At 39.8% G+C, this 20,090-nt stretch carries 21 protein-coding genes; 15 read left to right on the top strand and 6 right to left on the bottom strand.

All coding sequences use genetic code 11. The features are described 5' to 3' along the window. Nucleotides 1–33: 33 nt before the first annotated feature. A complete protein-coding gene (locus tag RQ359_RS03180) occupies nucleotides 34–2,700 on the top strand; it encodes a DNA-directed DNA polymerase I (protein WP_054838760.1) in 2,667 nt (888 codons plus the stop codon). A gap of 124 nt (nucleotides 2,701–2,824) precedes the next feature. On the opposite strand, the gene RQ359_RS03175 is transcribed toward RQ359_RS03180, so the two are convergent. From RQ359_RS03175 to RQ359_RS03165, 3 genes are all read right to left on the bottom strand, one after another. Further along, nucleotides 2,825–3,271 carry a DUF2286 domain-containing protein gene (locus RQ359_RS03175; RefSeq protein ID WP_054838759.1) on the bottom strand — a complete coding sequence of 149 codons (447 nt, stop codon included), beginning with the start codon at nucleotides 3,269–3,271 and terminating at the stop codon, nucleotides 2,825–2,827. 10 nt (nucleotides 3,272–3,281) lie between these two features. Further along, a complete protein-coding gene (locus RQ359_RS03170) occupies nucleotides 3,282–3,713 on the bottom strand; it encodes a protein-lysine N-methyltransferase (protein ID WP_054838778.1) in 432 nt (143 codons plus the stop codon). A 73-nt stretch (nucleotides 3,714–3,786) separates the two neighbouring features. Then, complete coding sequence (locus RQ359_RS03165) at nucleotides 3,787–4,089, bottom strand: hypothetical protein (RefSeq protein ID WP_054838758.1); 303 nt, start codon at nucleotides 4,087–4,089, stop codon at nucleotides 3,787–3,789. Nucleotides 4,090–4,124: 35 nt separating this feature from the next. On the opposite strand from RQ359_RS03165, the gene pgsA reads away from it, so the two are divergent. Then, complete coding sequence (gene pgsA / locus RQ359_RS03160) at nucleotides 4,125–4,718, top strand: archaetidylinositol phosphate synthase (protein WP_338116930.1); 594 nt, start codon at nucleotides 4,125–4,127, stop codon at nucleotides 4,716–4,718. Here the strand turns inward: pgsA and RQ359_RS03155 are convergent. Next, on the bottom strand, nucleotides 4,632–5,528 hold the full coding sequence (locus RQ359_RS03155; RefSeq protein ID WP_156016111.1) for a DNA primase regulatory subunit PriL: 897 nt from the start codon (nucleotides 5,526–5,528) through the stop codon (nucleotides 4,632–4,634). The genes pgsA and RQ359_RS03155 overlap by 87 nt on opposite strands. Before the next feature lie 48 nt (nucleotides 5,529–5,576). On the opposite strand from RQ359_RS03155, the gene metG reads away from it, so the two are divergent. Then, nucleotides 5,577–7,271 carry a methionine--tRNA ligase gene (gene metG / locus RQ359_RS03150; RefSeq protein WP_156016112.1) on the top strand — a complete coding sequence of 565 codons (1,695 nt, stop codon included), beginning with the start codon at nucleotides 5,577–5,579 and terminating at the stop codon, nucleotides 7,269–7,271. Here the strand turns inward: metG and RQ359_RS03145 are convergent. Further along, nucleotides 7,260–9,389, bottom strand: coding sequence for a V-type ATP synthase subunit I (locus tag RQ359_RS03145; RefSeq protein WP_156016113.1), 2,130 nt, complete (start codon nucleotides 9,387–9,389; stop codon nucleotides 7,260–7,262). The two genes, metG and RQ359_RS03145, sit on opposite strands and share 12 nt — an antisense overlap. 71 nt (nucleotides 9,390–9,460) lie before the next feature. On the opposite strand from RQ359_RS03145, the gene RQ359_RS03140 reads away from it, so the two are divergent. From RQ359_RS03140 to RQ359_RS03085, 12 genes are all read left to right on the top strand, one after another. Next, on the top strand, nucleotides 9,461–9,763 hold the full coding sequence (locus tag RQ359_RS03140; protein WP_054838756.1) for a V-type ATP synthase subunit F: 303 nt from the start codon (nucleotides 9,461–9,463) through the stop codon (nucleotides 9,761–9,763). Nucleotides 9,764–9,767: 4 nt separating this feature from the next. Then, nucleotides 9,768–10,343, top strand: a complete 576-nt coding sequence (locus RQ359_RS03135) for a V-type ATP synthase subunit E (RefSeq protein ID WP_054838755.1) — start codon at nucleotides 9,768–9,770, stop codon at nucleotides 10,341–10,343. Beyond that, complete coding sequence (locus tag RQ359_RS03130) at nucleotides 10,343–12,121, top strand: V-type ATP synthase subunit A (protein WP_054838754.1); 1,779 nt, start codon at nucleotides 10,343–10,345, stop codon at nucleotides 12,119–12,121. The genes RQ359_RS03135 and RQ359_RS03130 overlap by 1 nt, the downstream gene beginning before the upstream one ends. Beyond that, a complete protein-coding gene (locus tag RQ359_RS03125; protein ID WP_054838753.1) occupies nucleotides 12,118–13,506 on the top strand; it encodes a V-type ATP synthase subunit B in 1,389 nt (462 codons plus the stop codon). Before RQ359_RS03130 ends, RQ359_RS03125 begins: the two co-directional genes overlap by 4 nt. Beyond that, nucleotides 13,503–14,144, top strand: coding sequence for a V-type ATP synthase subunit D (locus tag RQ359_RS03120; protein ID WP_054838752.1), 642 nt, complete (start codon nucleotides 13,503–13,505; stop codon nucleotides 14,142–14,144). The genes RQ359_RS03125 and RQ359_RS03120 overlap by 4 nt, the downstream gene beginning before the upstream one ends. After that, nucleotides 14,131–14,292 carry an ATPase gene (locus RQ359_RS03115; protein WP_156016114.1) on the top strand — a complete coding sequence of 54 codons (162 nt, stop codon included), beginning with the start codon at nucleotides 14,131–14,133 and terminating at the stop codon, nucleotides 14,290–14,292. The genes RQ359_RS03120 and RQ359_RS03115 overlap by 14 nt, the downstream gene beginning before the upstream one ends. 19 nt (nucleotides 14,293–14,311) lie before the next feature. Next, nucleotides 14,312–14,617, top strand: coding sequence for an ATP synthase subunit c family protein (locus tag RQ359_RS03110; RefSeq protein WP_054838777.1), 306 nt, complete (start codon nucleotides 14,312–14,314; stop codon nucleotides 14,615–14,617). Between the two features lie 43 nt (nucleotides 14,618–14,660). Continuing rightward, nucleotides 14,661–16,109, top strand: coding sequence for a proline--tRNA ligase (gene proS, locus RQ359_RS03105; protein ID WP_338116931.1), 1,449 nt, complete (start codon nucleotides 14,661–14,663; stop codon nucleotides 16,107–16,109). Between the two features lie 34 nt (nucleotides 16,110–16,143). Next, complete coding sequence (locus tag RQ359_RS03100; protein ID WP_054838751.1) at nucleotides 16,144–16,428, top strand: 30S ribosomal protein S26e; 285 nt, start codon at nucleotides 16,144–16,146, stop codon at nucleotides 16,426–16,428. Between the two features lie 36 nt (nucleotides 16,429–16,464). Continuing rightward, complete coding sequence (gene pdxS, locus RQ359_RS03095) at nucleotides 16,465–17,478, top strand: pyridoxal 5'-phosphate synthase lyase subunit PdxS (RefSeq protein WP_156016115.1); 1,014 nt, start codon at nucleotides 16,465–16,467, stop codon at nucleotides 17,476–17,478. Then, a complete protein-coding gene (gene pdxT / locus RQ359_RS03090; RefSeq protein WP_156016116.1) occupies nucleotides 17,475–18,062 on the top strand; it encodes a pyridoxal 5'-phosphate synthase glutaminase subunit PdxT in 588 nt (195 codons plus the stop codon). The genes pdxS and pdxT overlap by 4 nt, the downstream gene beginning before the upstream one ends. A gap of 63 nt (nucleotides 18,063–18,125) precedes the next feature. Further along, a complete protein-coding gene (locus RQ359_RS03085) occupies nucleotides 18,126–19,634 on the top strand; it encodes an ATPase, T2SS/T4P/T4SS family (protein ID WP_054838750.1) in 1,509 nt (502 codons plus the stop codon). On the opposite strand, the gene hjc is transcribed toward RQ359_RS03085, so the two are convergent. Beyond that, the gene (gene hjc / locus RQ359_RS03080; RefSeq protein WP_338116932.1) at nucleotides 19,635–20,078 is read right to left on the bottom strand and encodes a Holliday junction resolvase Hjc; all 444 of its coding nucleotides are present in this window, start codon (nucleotides 20,076–20,078) and stop codon (nucleotides 19,635–19,637) included. Nucleotides 20,079–20,090: the final 12 nt, after the last annotated feature.

Below are 20,090 nucleotides of genomic sequence, written 5' to 3'. Positions count from 1 at the left end.
GAGTATTTCTTATAAAGATATATATTGTTGCAGATGAGCAAACAGCTTACTCTATTTGACTTAATACCTAACAATTCAAACGCTGAGAAGAAGAGTGAGGAAAAAAGGGCAGATAGCCTAGAAGCTAAAACTAGGAAGGAACTCAGAAAGGAGGAGCAAAGTAACTTGCCTAAGAGGAAGACAAAGGTATGGATGTCGGAAGCTCAGGAGGGTAAAATATACTTTCTACTACAAGTTGATTACGACGGCGACAAAGGAAAGGCAGTGTGTAGACTTTATGATAAGGACACTCAAAAGATATATTATCTCTATGACAATACGCACCACAAGTCCTATTTTCTAGTCGATTTAGACGTGGACAAGGTAAATAAAATTAACAAAATTACCAAGGACCCTTCGTTTGATCATGTAGAAACAGTTGTCAAGATCGATCCTTATACACATAAGAAAATTACACTAACTAAAATTGTAGTAAAGGATCCTCTTGCAGTTAGGAGAATGAGGGAACATGTGCCGAAAGCATATGAAGCGCACATCAAGTATTTTAACAATTACATTTATGATTTAGGCTTAATACCAGGAATGCCTTACTTAGTTAAGGGGAAGGTATTAAAAGAAGCCAAGCCTACCTTGTCTGAGGATGAAGTAAAGGAAGTAGATAAAGCGTTCTCAGATTCCGATCAGATGACCAAAGAAACCTCGAAGGAATGGATGCCAATTTTCGAGTCCGAAGCCCCAGACCTCAAGAGGGTTGCGGTAGATATAGAAGTATTCACCCCTATTGAGGGCAGAATTCCTGACCCAGTTAAGGCTGAGTTTCCTATAATAAGCATAGCCCTAGCTGGCAATGATAGTAAGAAGCTAGTTTTGGTGCTAAAGCGAGACGATGTGAATTTAGGCAGTACAAAGTTACCTGATGGTCTGGAAGTGAAGACTTTCAATACAGAAGTAGATCTTTTAACGGAATTCTTTAACATTTTGCCAGATTATCCAGTTCTTCTAACGTTCAATGGAGACGACTTCGACGTTCCATACATCTTCTTCAGGGCACTAAAGCTTGGTTTCTTTCCTGAAGAGATTCCGTTTCAGATAAATACGGATGATACAAAATACTTGGCAGGAATTCACATAGACCTTTATCGCTTTTACTTTAACAAGGCAGTCAAGACTTATGCATTTGACGGTAAATACAACGAGTATAGCCTTGATGCAGTAGCTTCAGCTATGCTAGGTTTAAGTAAAGTTAAGTTAGATAAATCCATATCAGATTTAGATATGACCAAGCTTATTGAATATAACTATAGGGATTCTGAAATAACGCTAAAACTTACAACATTCAATAATAACATTGCTATGAAACTAATTATTTTGCTTGCCAGGATGTCAAGAATGGGAATAGAGGAGCTAACGAGGACCGAAGTTTCGACGTGGATTAAGAACTTGTATTACTGGGAGCATAGGAGAAGAAATTGGCTCATTCCTCTAAAGGAAGAAATATTAGAAAGATCATCCTCAATAAAGACAGCATCTGTAATAAAAGGTAAAGGATACAAGGGCGCAGTCGTAATCGATCCACCCGCTGGAGTCTTCTTCAACGTCGTTGTGTTGGACTTCGCCTCCCTGTATCCATCCATAATTAGAACGTGGAATATAAGTTACGAGACGGTGGACTTGAATGACTGCAAAAACATAAGAGAAGTGAAGGACGAGACAGGGAATGTCCTTCATAACATATGCTTTGATAGACCCGGGATAACTGCAGTTATAACTGGATTGCTGAGAGACTTTAGGGTAAAGATATACAAAAAGAAGGCAAAGCAAGCTAAGGATGCCGAGCAGAAAACTTTCTATGATGTAGTACAACGTGCAATGAAAGTGTTCATAAATGCTACTTATGGTGTATTCGGAGCAGAAAGCTTTCCACTTTATGCACCAGCAGTCGCAGAAAGTGTGACAGCACTTGGAAGATACGTAATTACCAGCACTGTTTCACACGCTCGTTCCTTAGGAGTTAAGGTCCTTTATGGAGATACGGACTCCCTCTTCTTGTATAACCCAACCCAGGAAATAGTGGAGGGCATGATAAAGTGGGTCAAGGACCAGTTCGGTCTTGATATAGAGGTAGATAAATCATATAAGTTCGTTGCCTTCTCGGGTTTAAAGAAGAATTACTTCGGGGTTTATCCTGATGGTAAGGTAGACATAAAGGGAATGTTAGTTAAAAAGAGGAATACGCCAGAATTTCTTAAGAAATCTTTCGCTGAAGTAAAAGATATCTTGGTAAAGGTAAATTCTCCTGACGAAATGAGGAATGTGAAGAAGGAAGTAACAGACAAGGTAAGATCAATTTACACGGGTTTAAAGAACAAGGACTATAACTTGGACGAACTGGCATTCAAGATTATGCTCTCTAGAGGGGTTGAGCATTACAAGAAGACTACTCCACAACACGTTAAGGCAGCAGAACAACTAAAGGAAGCTGGTGTTCAAGTCTTACCTAGGGATATAATTATGTTTGTGAAAGTTAAAACTAAGGATGGAGTGAAACCAGTTCAGCTGGCGAAGTTAAACGAAATAGATGCTGATAAGTATCTGGACGCTGTAAGATCTACCTTCGAGCAAATTTTGAAAGCTTTAGGAGTAAGCTGGGACGAAATAGCCTCAGGCTTATCCATAGATAACTTCTTCAGTAGTTTCTAATTATGGCTATTTTTTATTAAAATATCTTCTTTCTCTTATTGTGATTATTTTTGTCTACATCGAAAACCAGTAACTACTCTCAAAAAGAATGTGAAATTATGAGCAAATTAAAATTTCATATTTTTCATTCTTCTTCCTCTTCGATTTCCCCTATGTCTTCATTGTCTTGACTTTCCCTTTCAGGAGAGGTTAACTTCATAGCGTCTTCCATTAGCTCCTGTTTAGTTTTATCATCTAAGAAATACGACACTACGTAAACTTTTCTGTCTATGGAGTCGTTCTCCATCCAAACATTATCGAAACTTATCACGTATGAGGGTATTCTGATCACTGCGGTCTTCTCTTCTTTGCTCATAGGGAACTTCTTAAGGGTCTCGTACAATTTAGGATTTAACGGAAGAGGAATTCTTACTTCGTGGAAATCCTTTATAATGATGAAGTCGGAGGAATCTTCGTTCCATTCTCCCAAAGCTTTGCTTGCAGTATCCTTAACTACCTTTCCTATTTCGCCTTCCACTGTTTCATCCGAAGTTATCTTGCCGTCTTCGCTCTTAAGTACTATAATCTTCATTTAACCACCGTTACCCTTTGTTTTCCCCAATAATATAAAGATAAATGGTATGGTTCATGTTTCCGTCTTCAACCTTTACTACTTCCTTGGGTATCCACTCTCTCATCTCAAATTCATGTGATACTATCCTGGTTCCAGGTCTGAGCTCCCTTTCCAGTTTAGGTTTCAACATTTCATTCACGTTAGGTAAAAGGAACATTGTGAGGACTGAAGCTTCTGAAAGTGGGGCTTCAAAGAAGCTTCCCTTTACAATTGATACTCTTCCAGTCACTCCATTCTTATCTATGTTTGAAGTCGTTTCCTTTATTCTCTCGTCGTTGATTTCTACGCAAACTGCCTTCTTTGCATTGAATTCCTTAACTGCAGTTATCACTATCCTACCGTCTCCACAACCCATATCATAAACTACATCATCTTCTTTGGTTTTAGCTAACTCAAGCATAGCCTTAACGACTTTCTCTGGTGTTGGTACATATGGGACCGTGCTCAACACTTATCACTTATCATAGTTATCTTTACGCGTTTTTAACTTTATTAAGAGCCTCATTTTTAGCTTTTTCTTTGTCTGGCTTCAGCGAGTCGTTAAACGGGATGGAAGTTAGTATGGGTTTAATATTTCCGTCATCTTGCAAGAAAAGTTGCGGTAACCAGGGCATTCCGAAGTCGTCCTTTTCTCCGTAGTCAGTAACGAAAGCATAATCCTCTACCTTAACTTCCTTTTCTATGCCAGTTTCTTTTGATATCTCTTCAGTTATTTCTAAAAATACTTTATGCATCGGGTGTGACTCAGTTGTTACTAAAATCAACTTTTTAGTCATTTATGGAGGAGTTGATGAAGTAACTTAAATCAGTAGTGGTTAAGTTGATTACTAGGCTTAGGAAACAATCTAAAAAGTTACTCACCCCAATTGCAAAAGCCCTATCCAGAAGCGGGGTCTCACCTAACGTTATTACATCAATAGGTCTCATACTTTCTATGATTTATGCGTTAGTAATTTACTTGACGAGGAACCCGCTTGTTGGCGTTTTAATAATAGCAATTTCGTCCTTCATGGATGCATTAGATGGTGAGGTGGCAAGAGTTTTGGGCAAAGCTTCTCCATTAGGAGCTTTTTTAGACTCAAGTTTCGACAGACTTGAGGATACGTTCTTCATTACCCCCTTAGTTTTTTTCGATTTCAGTCCATTCCTAGTGTCAATCCTGATAGGGCTATCTCTAACCATTTCTTATCTGAGAGCAAAGGCTGAGCTTGTGGGGTATAAGATGGAAGGTAGGGGAATCATAGAAAGAGGAGAAAGGATAATAGCAATTGTGATAATATTAATTGCTCTATACTTAAATAAGGAAATAAGCATAATATTATTTTACGTCCTTATTATTCTTTCTATTGTCACTGTAATTCAGAGATTTCTCGCCGTTATTCAGTCTCTTAAAGACAAGTTGTAAAGGGTTTTTAACTCCGCAATCGGAAACGCAAAGACCTTTTTCTTTCATCATACTGCACGAATAAATGATGACGTTTTCTCCATTAGTTGTTTCGCCAACGTTAGTGAGATAGACGTTGAGTACACGTTCTTCCTCCTCAGAAAGTTTGCCTTTCCCTTTGATGTTTGCTATGCAAGGAGGGTCTCGTCTTGCCTTTCCCTCCTTTATCATATCTTCTAACGTCTTAGGCAACGAGATCTTCAGCGGCTTTATCATCTCCTTAAACTTGGTCTGAAGTCTTCTTTTAAGTATTATTGATAATGAACGTTTGTTAAAGAACACCTTTCCATCTATCAAAATTTGTCTTGACAGTTTTGCCTCAGTTCCCTTTGACATCTTAATGTAATCTATAAGATCGGAACAAAGTTCTAAGTAGATAATGGTTTTGGTCTGTGTAAATGATATCTTGTCGCATTTGTTAACCTTTAATCCTAGTATTTTTGCTAGTTGAATTAGATCATCCTCATTTTCCTTTTCCATTAACTTATGGAACATATCAACCTCAGCCTTAATGTATTTTAACGTGGTATCTTCGTCGTTTAACGCAGCCAAGGTCAAAAGCGCGGTATAAAATAGAAGAACAGGCTTCTTCAGGTTTATATATGGCTTAGCCTTTCCAACCTTAAGTGTCTCGCTAATCCTTGCCTTGGCTTGATCTAACAAGTCGCTGTCAGTGGAAATCACATCGGATAGCTTAGCCGAAGGTCCGTATACGTAAGCTAGCTCATTCTCAGGCGTCTTAATGAAAGGATATTTATATTCGTCAAGCATTCTGTTGCTTTCATTTATTTTTTAATCTTTTAAAATAGTTAGCTTCCAATGAAAGTCTTTGTAGCTTCTGCATGGCCATACGTGAACGCAGTACCTCATTTAGGTAACCTTATAGGTTCCGTTCTCTCAGCAGATGTTTTTGCTAGGTATGCCAGGATGAAGTATGGCAATGAAAATGTAGTTCTCGTAAGTGGTAGTGATGAACACGGAACTCCTATAGAGGTTGAAGCTATAAAAAGGAAAGTGAGACCAAAGGAATTAACTGATCAAGCTCATGAGTACGATAAGAGACTCTTTATGGACGTTTGGGAAATAAGCTATGATAATTACACGAGAACAGAATCGGACGTTCACAAGGACTTCGTGAAGAAATTCCTTCTTTCAATTCAGAGTTACATCATCACACAAAAGGAGGTTCTTCCTTACTGCGAAAATGATAAGATATTCTTGCCAGACAGATTCGTAAAAGGTAAATGTCCTTATTGCGGATTTGAAGACGCTAGAGGAGATCAGTGTGATAACTGCGGCAGGCTTCTTACCCCTGATTTATTGATTGAGCCTAAGTGTTCAATATGCGGTAGTAAGCCGGTCATGAAGGAAACCATGCATTGGTTCTTTAACCTAGGAGAGTTTAACGATAAGTTATCCAAGTGGATAAGTGAGTCTAAGACGATGCCTGAAAACGTTAGAGCAGTAGCTATGAGCTGGATTAACGAGGGTTTGAAACCAAGGGCGATTACCAGAGATAATTCATGGGGTATTCCGGCACCATTTCATGGTGCTGAAAATAAGACCGTTTATGTATGGTTTGAAGCACTTTTAGGTTATATATCTGCTACAATAGAATATTTTAAATCAGACGCTTGGAAAGAATTTTGGTTTGGTAAAGATATAAAAAGCTATTACTTTATTGGAAAAGATAATATTCCTTTTCATGCAGTTATTTTGCCTGCGATGCTTATGGCAGCTGGAGAATACCATTTACCTGATGTAGTTGGCTCAACAGAATATTTACTTTATGAAGGACAAAAGTTCAGCAAGAGCAGGAAAATAGGCATTTGGATAGATGAGGCGGAATCAATTATGGATATTGAGTATTGGAGATACGTTTTGATCAGAATCAGACCAGAAGAAAAGGACTCCAATTTCACTTGGAGGGAAGTGATAAGGATAGTAAATACTGAACTAAACGACGATATAGGTAATTTGATAAATAGGGTGATTACAATGATAAATAGATATTTCAACGGTGAGATTCCTCAGCTTCATCATGAACTCCTCGATGATAAGGATATGGCTTTAATTTCACTAATGAAGGAAGCACCGGTAAAGATGGGAGACCTTTTCGAGAAGGGGAAGTTAAAGGCAGGAACGGATGAAATATTACAACTAGCCAGGGAAAACAACGCATATCTAAACTTGAAGGCACCATGGGATCTAATCAAAACAGATGTAAGCAAGGTTGCAAATGTACTTTCCATATCTGCTGGCGTAACATACACGTTATCTTTCATGCTGTCTCCTCTAATGCCAAAACACAGTCGGAAGATAATGGATCTAATTAACGTAAATGTAGACAAGTGGGAACCACTTCAAGATCCTTCGATTTTGAAGGGCAAAAAGGTCTCTAAAGCGGAGCCAATATTCTCCAAGCTACCAGCTGATATAGAAAAGAAAATACCGGATATCCTAAAGCAAGTTAGAGAAGAAGTAGAAAAAAAGCGACCTGTCTTACTCAAGTGAGACATAAGCCATTGCAGGCTCGAACTTCTTTCCTTTTCCCTCATAGAACTTGCTGAACATTTCGTAGAAGTGAAGCCTCATATCTTGTATGAAAACTATTAATCCTTCTAGTCCTATTGCCAATAAGTTTCCTATTACTAAAAGAATTATCCCCAGAGGATCTAGCAATATGCTTATTGTAGATGTAGTAGCTCCAATTAAAGGCTGGCTTGCGAAATATGCCATGAAGGAGAATGCGTCCAGGATATAGTAATGTGCTAAAGCGAACACTAGAATCCTAACGAAAGATATTGTGTTAGATAAAAGTAGCAAACCACCTTCAAATCCGCCATCTATGAAGCCGAATATTAATGCACTCCCTAGGGAAGCCTTCTCGTACCTCATCTGAAGCACTATCTTTGATGCCCAGTTAAATAACAAGGTTGCAGCAGTGTACCATATTATGACGTATCCTGCTAGATTAGCTGAAAATGATTTTAACAACAAGGCATTTAATACCTCTCCTAATATTGACTCATCTGCGTCGAAGAATGCTGTAGCGTTTGGTAGTTTAGGCAGACCCCATAGGAATATTACTAAAGGAACAATATAGATTAGGAATGCAGGTAATTTCTCGAAAAACAGAAATTCTCTGTCCTTCTTTCTAATGGCGTTTGTGAGTCCTAGTAACGCACTAGCAAACAAGAGTATTGCACCTAACATTATGGAAAATATTATTGCATAATCTATGCTATTAGTTGTAGCAAAGTCTCCGAATGGAAGCAGGAAGTTTATTGCCTTATCCACGGATGGAGGGACTGGCCATACGTAGTATAAAGGACCTACGCTATAGTTATTGGAACCGAAGATCTCCCTTAATCCACCAACTGGAAGTGGTCCGAAAAAGTCCCTGGCAAACAGTCCTGTTATCATTGCAACTATGCTTCCATATATTAAAACAAGTGAAAGTTTAGGAATGTTGTCACTACCCTTCCTTTTACCGTACTTGTAGAACCATATAGAGAACAAGAAAACTACAAGGGCATCGCCTAAATCTGGGAACATTAGCCCGAAGAGTATAGGGAAAGTAATTACCAAAAACACTGTAGGAGAGATCTCCCAATACGACGGCGTTCCGTATATTTCTACTATTGATTCGAGCGCTCTAATGCTCTTTGGCATCCTAATGAAAACTGGAGGTTCTTCATTCTCTCCAAACCTCTTTGGCCTTTCGCTACTTATTACGGCGTAGTCATCTAAGTCTTTTTCGTATTTCTTTAGGTCTTTCTCTGGGACATATCCTTCCATCTGTACGAAGAAGTCAGATACCTTAGCCTTAGACATTAGGGATAGTGCGCTAATTACAGTGAGCAACTTACCGTAAGTGGTTGTGAATTCCTTTTGATCTTCTCTAGCCGAACGAGAAAGTTCATCCCTCCTTTTAGATATCAACTCAGAAATGTTTTCGACCTTTTTCTTCATTTCTATGTATATCATTGCTGGGGCTTTGCCCTCCTCTAGCTCCAATTTTGAGATTCCTAGCTCCTTAGCTTTCTCCTGTATCTTATCGTCTTTGAGTCCTATAACTAGGATAGCTAAAGTTTTTTCATCTATAGGCTTTGACCAGAAGTAAACCGTTTTACCTAGCTTTTCCCTTAACGCGTTGCCTCTTTCCATGTCAGTTATTGCTATAAATATATCAAAGATTTCCATGTTGAAAACGTCGGAAAGCGGGATGTCAATATCCTTAAATGGCTCAATTTGTTTCATCTGTGCAACTAGCAGATCCATTTCAGCTCTAAGTTTGTTTATTTCTTCCAGTAAATCCTTGTATTTTTCTTCTAGTTTAGATGCAAGAATTGAGACTTCCTCCGATGCTGACATCCAACTATCTACTTTCATTGATCCTGACGGCTGAACAGTTATTTTGCTTATGTCCATGATTGATTTTATCTTGTTGAGCTGTTCTTGTAGAAGTCCCAATTTCCTCCTAGCTTCTTCTAACCTTCCCTCACCTATTGGATTCTTAGGCTCCTCTGGCTGAAACGATCCGATTTTAACTATTTTTTTAACTACTACGTCAAGCCTTTTTTTCTCTGTTATTATCTGAACCCTTAACATATTCTCTGGAAAGAGCAAAGTCTAATTCACAACATTCTTAATTACAGATACCTTATAAGTATTTAACCTCTGCAAGAGAACTACCTCCGATGGGAAAAGTAGTTGTTATAGGGGACAAATACACGGTAAATCTCTTTAAAATAATGGGGACGGAGGGACAAGTAATAGAGGATCCTCTTTCCCTGCCTAACGTGATTTTAGACATTAGAAAGAGAGACGACATAGATCTGGTGCTTTTAACTAAAGACATCTACGATCCAGTCAAAGAGAAGGTTGACGGTATAATTCTCAATCAAAAGAAACCTTTAATAACAGTTATCCCTTCACCTTTTAGCGAGGCTGAAGCATTGAACGTGAGAAAAATGATTATGTCAGCCTTAGGTTTCGGGTGAGAAAATGCAAGTGGAAGAATTATTTAACAGAGTTGTGAAAGAGGGGCTGGAAGATAAGGCTATATGCCAACTTGATAAAGCTTTAGAGCAAGCTAAAAAAATTGTAGAGAACAACCATAGGAAGATTGAAGCAGAATATCTGCAAAAGGTGGAACAGTACATAAGGAAGAACAAGGAAGAAATAGAAGGAGAAAAGGCTAAACTTGAAGTGGAAAACAAAAGGGCTATTCTTTCAGAGAAGGAGTTTTGGATTAACAAGGTGTATCAAGAAGCTCTAAATATGATTAATAAAGTCACTTCTGCTCCGCAGTATAAGGAGGCTATGAAAGGAATTTTGCAAAGGGAAGTCAAATCAGGAAATCTGGTTTACTGTTCTAAGAAAGATTTAGACTTAGTTAGATCAATTCTGAAGGAGCTTGACATGGACACTGAGGTTCAAGAAACTGAGATGCTAGGAGGTGTAAAGGTTCTAGATAGAAGAAGCGGCGAGATTAAGGATTATTCATTAAAGCTTTTCTTAGATCAAGTATTCGATAATATGAGGGGTAAACTCTCGGATGTGTTATTTGGTGATGTATAATGGATAATGGTAGGATAATTAGGGTAAATGGACCTCTAGTTGTCGCAGACAATATGAGGTCTGCGTTAATGTACGAGGTAGTACAAGTAGGAGAAGAAAAGCTAGTAGGAGAAGTGACAAGGATAGAGGGAGACAAAGCTTACATTCAAGTCTATGAGGATACTTCAGGCTTGAAGCCAGGGGAGACAGTTTACCGTACGGGTTCACCGTTATCCGTGGATCTGGCTCCTGGTCTTATGGGCAGACTCTTCGACGGATTAGAGAGACCTCTTGACACCATAGCTTCAACTAGCAATTCTCCTTTCGTAAGCAAGGGAGTTAAGATATCTCCGCTGGACGAAAATAAGAAGTGGCATTTCGTTCCGAAGATTAAGAAAGGAGACAAGATAGGAGAGGGCGACATAATAGGTACAGTTCAAGAAACTGGGTTAATAGAACATAATGTGATGGTTCCTCCAGGAATCCATGGCACGGTTAAGGAGGTTATATCGGAAGGCGATTATACAATTCAAGATAATATTGTAGTTCTTGATATGGAAGGAGACGAAAAACTTTTAACTATGAGACAGCGTTGGCCTGTGAGAATTCCTAGACCTTATAAAGAGAAATTAGAGCCAACGGAGCCTCTGTTAACTGGAGTTAGAGTTCTAGACACGATATTTCCTCTAGCTAAAGGAGGAACTGCAGCCATTCCAGGACCTTTTGGAAGCGGAAAGACTGTAACCTTGCAGAGCCTTGCCAAATGGAGCGCAGCTAAGATTGTAATTTACGTTGGATGCGGAGAAAGAGGAAACGAAATGACGGACGAATTAAGATCATTCCCCAAGTTAAAGGACCCATGGACTGGTAGGCCCTTACTTGAGAGATCTATATTGATAGCAAATACCAGCAACATGCCAGTTGCCGCTAGGGAGGCTAGCATATACGTTGGTGCTACCATAGCTGAGTATTTTAGGGATCAAGGTTATGACGTCCTCCTAGTAGCAGACTCCACTACAAGGTGGGCAGAGGCTTTAAGGGATCTTGGAGGAAGGATGGAAGAGATGCCTGCAGAGGAAGGTTTCCCGAGCTATTTACCTTCTAGACTTGCAGAGTACTATGAGAGGGCTGGAAGGGTAAAAACTATAGGTAATCCAGAAAGAGTAGGCTCCTTGTCATTAGCTTCTGCGGTATCACCGCCTGGAGGTGACTTCACAGAACCAGTTACTAGTAATACGCTAAGATTCGTTAAGGTATTCTGGCCCTTAGATGTCTCCTTAGCTCATGCTAGACATTTCCCAGCGATAAATTGGTTACAAGGATTCTCGTCTTATGTAGATCTAGTGTCGAAGTGGTGGAACTCTAACATAGATCCTAAATGGAAAGATATGAGAGAGCTGATCGTAAACGATCTAATAAGAGAGGATCAATTGAAACAAATAGTGAGATTAGTAGGCCCAGACTCTCTAGCAGAAAAAGACAAGCTAACGTTAGAGAGTGCCAGATTCATCAAGGAGGCTTTCCTGAAACAAAACGCATTTGACGACATAGATGCGTTCTCCTCGCCTCAGAAGATGGCTAAAATAATGAACGCATTAGTTCTCTTCCACAATAAAGGGTTACAACTCATTGAGAAAGGATTTTCAGTGAAGGAAATTGTTGATAAAGCTACTCCAGTTATGACTGATATTATCAAGTCTAAGGCCTTGATAAAGAACGACGAATTGCAAAAATACGATGAGTTAATAGCAAAGCTTAACTCGGTTTTTGACTCTATGGAGAAAGGTGGTAAGTCATGATGAACGTAAGGGAGTATTCCAAAATTTCAATGATAAAAGGTCCCTTAATGGCAGTGGAGGGAGTAGCTGATGCATCGTATAACGAAATTGTGGAAATAGAGACCGCAAGCGGTAAGAAGAGAGGCATAGTTGTAGATTCTCAGTTGGGAATTTCAATAGTTCAAGTCTTTGAGGGAACTACGGGAATCTCGCCTACTGGAACTAAGGTTAGAATGTTAGGTAGAGGGCTAGAGGTCAAAATATCTGAGGAAATGTTGGGAAGGATATTCAATCCTTTAGGTGACCCATTAGATAACGGACCCGAGATAATTAAGGGCGAACGTAGAGACATAAACGGAGAACCCATTAACCCAGCGATGAGAGAGTATCCGGAGGAATTCGTTCAAACGGGTATATCCGCAATAGATGGTTTGAACCCCTTAGTCAGAGGTCAAAAGTTGCCAATATTTAGCGGAAGTGGAATGCCATCGAATTTACTTGCGGCACAGATAGCTAAACAGGCAACAGTTAGAGGGGACGAGGGTAACTTTGCAGTAGTGTTCTCCGCAATAGGAGCAAGATACGACGATGCAGTGTTCTTTAGGAAGTTCTTTGAGGAAACCGGAGCAATCAACAGGGTAGCTATGGTAGTTAGCCTTGCTAATGAACCACCAGTCATGAAAACTTTAGCACCGAGAACCGCACTGACGCTAGCTGAATATTTGGCATTCGAGCAAGACATGCATGTTCTGGCCATTTTAATTGATATGACTAATTACTGCGAAGCCCTAAGGGAAATTAGTGCCTCCAAGGAAGAGGTGCCAGGCAGGGGAGGATATCCGGGCTATATGTACAGTGACCTCGCAACCATATATGAGAGGGCAGGGAAGGTAAAAGGAAAGAAAGGTTCAATAACACAAATGCCAATATTGACAATGCCTAACGATGATATGACACATCCAATACCCGACTTAACGGGTTACATAACAGAGGGGCAGATAACATTCGACAGATCATTGTATAACAAGGGAATATATCCTCCAATTAATGTGCTTATGAGTCTGTCAAGATTAGGAAAAGACGGAATAGGAGAAGGAAAGACAAGGGAAGATCATGCCAATGTTATGAATCAGCTCTTTGCGGCATATGCAAGGGCGGTTGATACTAGGGGTCTAGCAGCAATAATCGGTGAGGATTCGTTAAGTGACATGGACAAGAAGTATCTATTGTTCGGCGAGATGTTCGAAAGGAAGTTAGTCAATCAGGGGCTAAATGAGAACAGAAGTATAGAGACTACCCTAGATATTGGCTGGGATCTTTTGTCAATATTTCCAGAAAGTGAGCTTACAAATATAAAAAGCGAATATATCAAGAAGTACTTCCCACCGTACCGTGGTAAGAAATGAGCCAAAAGGTACTTCCAACTAAAATTAATTTAGTTCAGTATAAAAACCAAGTGAAGTTAGTAAGAAACATAAAGAGGTTACTTGAAAACAAGAGGGAGGTATTACTTCTTTATTTGAGGAACTACGCAGCTGAGTATGAGCGATTATATACTGAAGTAAATGAAACGCTTAAAGTGGTATATGAAAGTTACCTACAAGCGGTAAGTTCTGAGGGAATAAAAAACATTCAAACGATTGCAGACTCACAATCTCCCTCATTGTCCGTGTCTGGCTCTACAAAGGTCATATTTGGTGTAAAGATACCCATCATTCAGCTTAATGAAGCTTCAGTTCCGCCTAAGCCTTTTAGCGAAGTAGAAACTTCTCCCTACCTTTCAGAGTCATATGATAGGATGAAGGAAGCGCTAATGAAAGTTATGGAGCTAGTTGAGCTTGAATCTACAATTAGGGCATTAGTTGCTGAGCTGAAGAAGACCCAACGGTTAATTAACTCCATAGATACGTCAATTTTGCCCTTCTACAATAGGTCAATAAAGTACATCAAGCAAGTTCTAGATGACAGGGCTAGAGAGGACTTTATAAGGTTAAAGGTAATTAGAAAGATCTTGCAGAGGAAGAAGACATATGCAGGAATATGAAAATTTAAAGAAATCCTTATCCTTATCACTGGAGCAAAAGAAGAATGAAATTTTACAGAACTTGACAAAACAGTACGATGAAATTTCTTCAAAAAGAAAAGCCCAGCTAGAGGAACTAGGTAGAAAGGTTTTAAAGGAATTGTCATGATATATCGGTGGGATTGGATATGAAGAGAACAACTCTCCTGGCTTTGTTACTTCCAATATTAGTTTCGGGAGTTATAGCAGGTGCGCAAAGTAGCGGTACCACTGGCGTAGGATTCGCTGGTCTAAACGTAGGTGCAGGTCTTTCAATAGGCTTAGCTGCAATAGGAGCTGGAGTCGCAGTGGGAATGGCTGCAGCTGCTGGAATAGGCGTATTAACCGAAAGGAGGGACATGTTTGGTACCGTGCTTATATTTGTCGCTATTGGAGAAGGAATAGCTGTATATGGTATACTGTTTGCAGTCCTCATGATATTCGTAGGAAAGTAAAAAGTCAAAAGATTTTTTATTTCATATCTGTTTCGTTTCTTTCGTGAAAGTAACTAGAGATAAATGGTCTAAAAACTTCAGTGAATGGTTCGATAAAGTTCTTTATGAAGGTGAGTTTTACGACTATGGCAGATACCCTGTTAAGGGAGTGGGAGTATGGATGCCATATGGATTCAGGCTTAGGCGTAACGTAATATATTTCATAAGGGAACTATTGGACTCAACGGGTCATGAAGAGATACTTCTTCCTCTATTGATACCTCAAGAGTTACTTACGAGGGAAACTCAACACATAAAGGGTTTTGAGTCAGAGGTTTTTTGGGTTACTAAGGGTGGTTCTCAGGATTTAGATGTTAAGGTTTCTCTTAGACCAACTAGCGAGGTTGCAATCACATACATGGAATCCCTTTGGCTTAACAGCTACAAACAACTTCCTAAGAAATACTATCAAATAGTAAGCGTCTTTAGGTATGAAACCAAGGCCACGAGACCTATGATTAGGCTTAGGGAGATAACTACCTTTAAGGAAGCACACACTGTTCATGAGACTTATGATGATGCTCAGAGGCAAGTTGAGGAGGCAATATCTATTTATAGCAAATTCTTTGACGAGTTGGGCATACCTTACGTTATCTCCGAAAGACCTGAATGGGATCGTTTTGCAGGGGCTCTTCATACATTTGCCTTTGACACTGTAATGCCAGACGGAAAAGTAATCCAGATAGGTACCGCACATAATCTTGGTCAGAACTTCACTAAGGCTTTAGATTTCAAGATTCAAAGGAAGGACGGATCTCTTTGCTATCCAAACCAGACAAGTTACGGGATATCTGATAGAGTTATCGCTGTTCTAATTTCCATAAATGGGGACGACCACGGTCCAGTAATCTTTCCGAAGGTATCTCCGCTAAAAGTAGTAGTTGTTCCAATTCCGTCTAAGGACACAGAGGAAGTAACCGAGAAAGTAATGGCATACGCTAAGAAAGTTGGAAATGCACTTTCAGAAGCGGGGATAGAGAGTGTTATAGACCTAGATCCTGAAAAAACGCCTGGGGAAAAGTACTACATATGGGAGCTGAAGGGAGTTCCCTTAAGAGCGGAAGTAGGTCCTAAGGAACTTAACAATAACACAGTTCTGCTAAAGAGAAGGGATACTTTTCAGAGTAAGTTGGTTCAATTCTCCGATCTAATTAGCGCAGTGAATGAAATGCTGAACTTGATTTCCAAGGACCTTAAGTACTCTGCCCAAAAATACCTTGAAGAGCACGTGAAATACGAGAGAAGCGCTCAAGAAGCTAAATCAAGGATAAGTTCCTCGGGAGGAATTGTTGAACTACCATGGTGCGGCGACAATTCTTGCGGTATGAAACTTGAAGAAATTGTAGATGCGAGAGTACTAGGATATCCCTTGAAAGAAAAAGAGGTAAAAGATCCGTGTGCTGTCTGTGGAAAAACAGCAAAGACTGTTCTAAGAGTGGCAAAAACTTATTAGACATTATATATGTTAATGAAGTAGGGTTATAAACTTGCCAAAGAAAAGGGAGAATAGAGGTCGCAGAAAGGGCGACAAGGGTCACGTAGGTTACATATTCTGTGATAACTGTGGTGCTAGAGTTCCTGAAGATAAAGCAATATGTACCACAAGGATGTATAGCCCGGTTGAGCCAGCTTTGGCACAGGAACTGGAGAAGAAAGGAGCTATAATAACTAAGTATCCTGTAACCAAGTGTTACTGTGTTAACTGCGCTGTCCACTTTGGAATAGTAAAGATAAGGGCTGAAAACGAGCGTAAAAGTAGAGCAAGAGCTTAATAAAAGCTTAATAATTTTTGTCTATACCCAACTCTTATGAGAATTTATGAGCTCTCCTTCTCGGAGATCGAGGAATATTTCTACAAGCTCGCTGAGGTGCGAGACTCCTTAAAAGACCAAGGTCTCCTCACCGAGTTACCAGAGTTGAAGTCAAAGACCGAATTAGCAGAAGGCACAACTATGGTAAAGCATGCCTTCCCTATATTCCAAAAGGGAGGCGTAGTAATGGATGTTACCAACACTAAGCAAGCTGAAATAGCTGAGGAAGGCGGAGCTGTCTCAGTGATGGTTCTAGATAAGTTGCCCTATGATGTAAGGAAAGCAGGCGGAGTGGCAAGAATGGCAGATCCTAAGGTAATTGAGGAAGTAATGTCTACCATCACTATACCAGTGATGGCTAAGGTAAGGATAGGTCATTATTACGAGGCTAAAGTTCTGGAGGCATTAGACGTAGATATGATAGACGAGAGCGAGGTGCTGACTCCCGCAGACGAGACCCATCATATTAATAAATGGCTATTCAAGGTTCCATTCGTAAATGGAGCTAGAAATCTAGGAGAAGCGTTAAGACGTATTTCAGAAGGTGCAGCTATGATAAGGACAAAGGGAGAGCCTGGAACTGGAAACGTAAGTGAAGCAGTTAGGCATATGAAGCTTATAAACTCTGAACTAAGGAGCCTCGTTTCAATGACAGAAGAAGATCGTAACATGAAAGCGAGAGAGTATCAAGTATCATATCAATTGATAGAGTTGGTTGCTAAGCTGGGAAGACTCCCCATAGTTAATTTCGCAGCTGGAGGCATAGCTACTCCAGCTGACGCTGCCCTAATGATGTGGCTAGGTTCTGACGGACTTTTCGTTGGCTCTGGAATATTTAAGAGCGAGGATCCAGAAGTCAGAGCAAGAGCTATAGTCATGGCAACTTCCGGTTGGGAGTATCCAGAAATAGTCTTGGAAGCTCAGAAAATGATTAGCGAACAGAAGACAATGATGGGCATAGACATAAAGTCCTTACCACCAGATCAGTTACTTCAGGTGAGGGATACATGAAAATAGGCGTTCTAGCTTATCAGGGAAGTTTTGAGGAGCATGCCCTTCAGACTAAAAGGGCTGGAGGCTCAGTAGATGTTGTGCCAGTAAAGACTACAAAGGATATTGCTAAGATAGACGGTGTTATAATTCCTGGAGGAGAAAGCACAACAATTGGAATGTTAGCTTCAAAGCTAGGGCTAATGGATGAATTAAGGGATCAAATAAACTCCGGCCTTCCAGTTCTGGGCACTTGTGCAGGTGCAATAATTTTGGCAAAGGAGGCTGTTGATTCTAAGGTGAAGAAACAGCAGGAGCTGCTTAAAGCTATGGATGTATCCGTTGTTAGGAACTATTATGGTAGGCAAAGGGAAAGCTTCGAGGCTGACGTTGATCTATCTGAAATAGGCGGAGAAAAGTCTAGAGTAGTTTTCATAAGGTCTCCTGCAATAACTAAGGTATGGGGTAATGCTAAATCACTATCTAAACTTAATGGAGTTACAATAATGGCTCAAGAAGGTGGAATGTTAGCTACAACTTTCCATCCAGAGCTCTCTAATACTCTAGCGGTTCACAAGTATTTCCTCTCCCTTGTTAAGAAGTAAGTTTTTTTATTTTATATTAACGATTTATTGTAGATAACGGGGAAGCATATTTTGAAAGATTTGATGTTAGATAAAAGTTCCCTGCTTAACGGGGTTTCAAAATACCTTGAACGTAATGTAATATATGGGAACATTCTCATTCATAGGTCTCTATTAAGAGAACTGGAGGAAGAGAGTAAAGAGGGTATGGTAAGCGGTGACATAGCGTTAGACGAGATAAACAGAGTAAAGGAAATGGCTGAGAGACTTCTGATAGGTTTTGACATAGTAGGTGAAACAGCTGGCAGGGACTCTAATGTAGTTGTAAGGGATTATTGTAAGGAAAATGGATGTACAGTTGTTACGTCAGACGAGCTTCAGAGGAAAATGTGTGACTTAATTAAAGTTGACTGCGTTCTATTGCAACCACTTCCGGACGATAAAGTAGTGATTGAGAAGTTCTTTGATGAGTCTACCATGAGCGTTCATTTAAAGGAAGATTCTAGACCTAAGGCTAAGAGGGGAAAGCCAGGAGAATGGGAGTTCGTTGAACTATCGGATAAAGTCATATCCAAACCAGAAATGAAACATATAGTGTCTGACGTTGTAAACAGTGTCCGTTTCGTTAAAGGCTCCTTCATAGAAATCGAAAGGAAGGGTTCAATGATAATACAGTTAGGTACGTATAGGATTGTTGTTACAAGACCGCCGTTGAGCGACGGATGGGAGATGACGGTGACAAGACCGGTAGCCAGGAGAAAAATGGAGGATTACTCTTTGGATCCTAAGCTTCTGGACAAGTTCAAGGAACACGCTGAGGGAATTATAATAGCGGGTTCCCCTGGAATGGGAAAGACAACTTTTGCCCAAGCTCTAGCTGAATATTATATGGAACTCGGTAAGATAGTTAAGACTATTGAGAGCCCTAGAGACATGCATTTACCTTCAGATATTACACAGTACTCAAAGAACTATGCCGAGATAGGTGAACTTCATGATATACTTTTATTGAGTAGGCCTGACTATACTGTTTACGACGAGATGAGGAACGATGAGGACTTCAAACTATACACAGATCTTAGACTAGCTGGAATAGGTATGATAGGAGTAGTTCATGCAACATCTCCTATAGATGCCATCCACAGATTTGTTAATAGGTCAGATCTTGGTACAATACCTAATATTTTAGATACTGTTGTTTTTATAAAGAACGGAGGAGTTGAAAAGGTATATTCTTTAGAAATGACCGTTAAGGTTCCATCGGGACTAAAGGAGGCTGACCTAACCAGACCTGTAGTTGAGATAAAGGACTTCTTGAATGATAAGGTTGAATATGAGATGTATGTTTTCGGAGAACAGACTATGATAGTTCCAGTTAAGGCAGGATCACTTAGGGGCGATTCAATGGAAAATAGACTATCTAAGATAGTCGAGAACGTCATACCGAACGCCTCAGTTTCATATGAACAAGGAGAGTACGTGGTTAATATACCCAAGGAGGAGATAGGTAAATTTAACAGAAAGCTAACTTCGAGGCTTAGGAAACTTGAAAAGAAGCATAACATTAGAATAAGGATCAGGCTTTCAGAATGATCAACCTTTCATGAAATCGTCTAGGGATATACCTAGTTTTTTATCTACAAACCTGATAAGGTCATCGAAACTGAATCCTTCAATCTCTAAAGTCTTTTCGTCTGCAACGTAATTTCCTCCTTTGGTTTGTCTCAGCTTAGAGAAATCCAAGAATCTAAATGTTGTTGGTGTTTTTATCCCTAGGAAAAGAAATCCACCACTTTTGTCAGCAAAAACCATAGCTCCTTCTGCTTGTTCCTTACTTACGTATACCTTGCCGTCCTTAGATCTGCTCTTTAATTCTATTAGCAAAATTATGCCTTTCTTAAGGGCTATAATGTCAGGTATGGGGTCCTTTCTCTTGCTTCCACTTGCGGGAGATCTAGTTACTGCAAATCCCTTGTCTCTCAATTTTTTGAACAGAAAAAGCTCAGCAGAAGTTCCCTTTCTCTTTCTACTATTCACTTGCTAAAAAAG

Source organism: Sulfuracidifex metallicus DSM 6482 = JCM 9184 (genome assembly GCA_032834875.1).
In the GTDB taxonomy this organism is placed as follows: Archaea; Thermoproteota; Thermoprotei_A; order Sulfolobales; family Sulfolobaceae; genus Sulfuracidifex; species Sulfuracidifex metallicus.
Note: the sequence above shows the minus strand (reverse complement) of the source record. Positions and strands in the feature narration are given on the sequence as shown.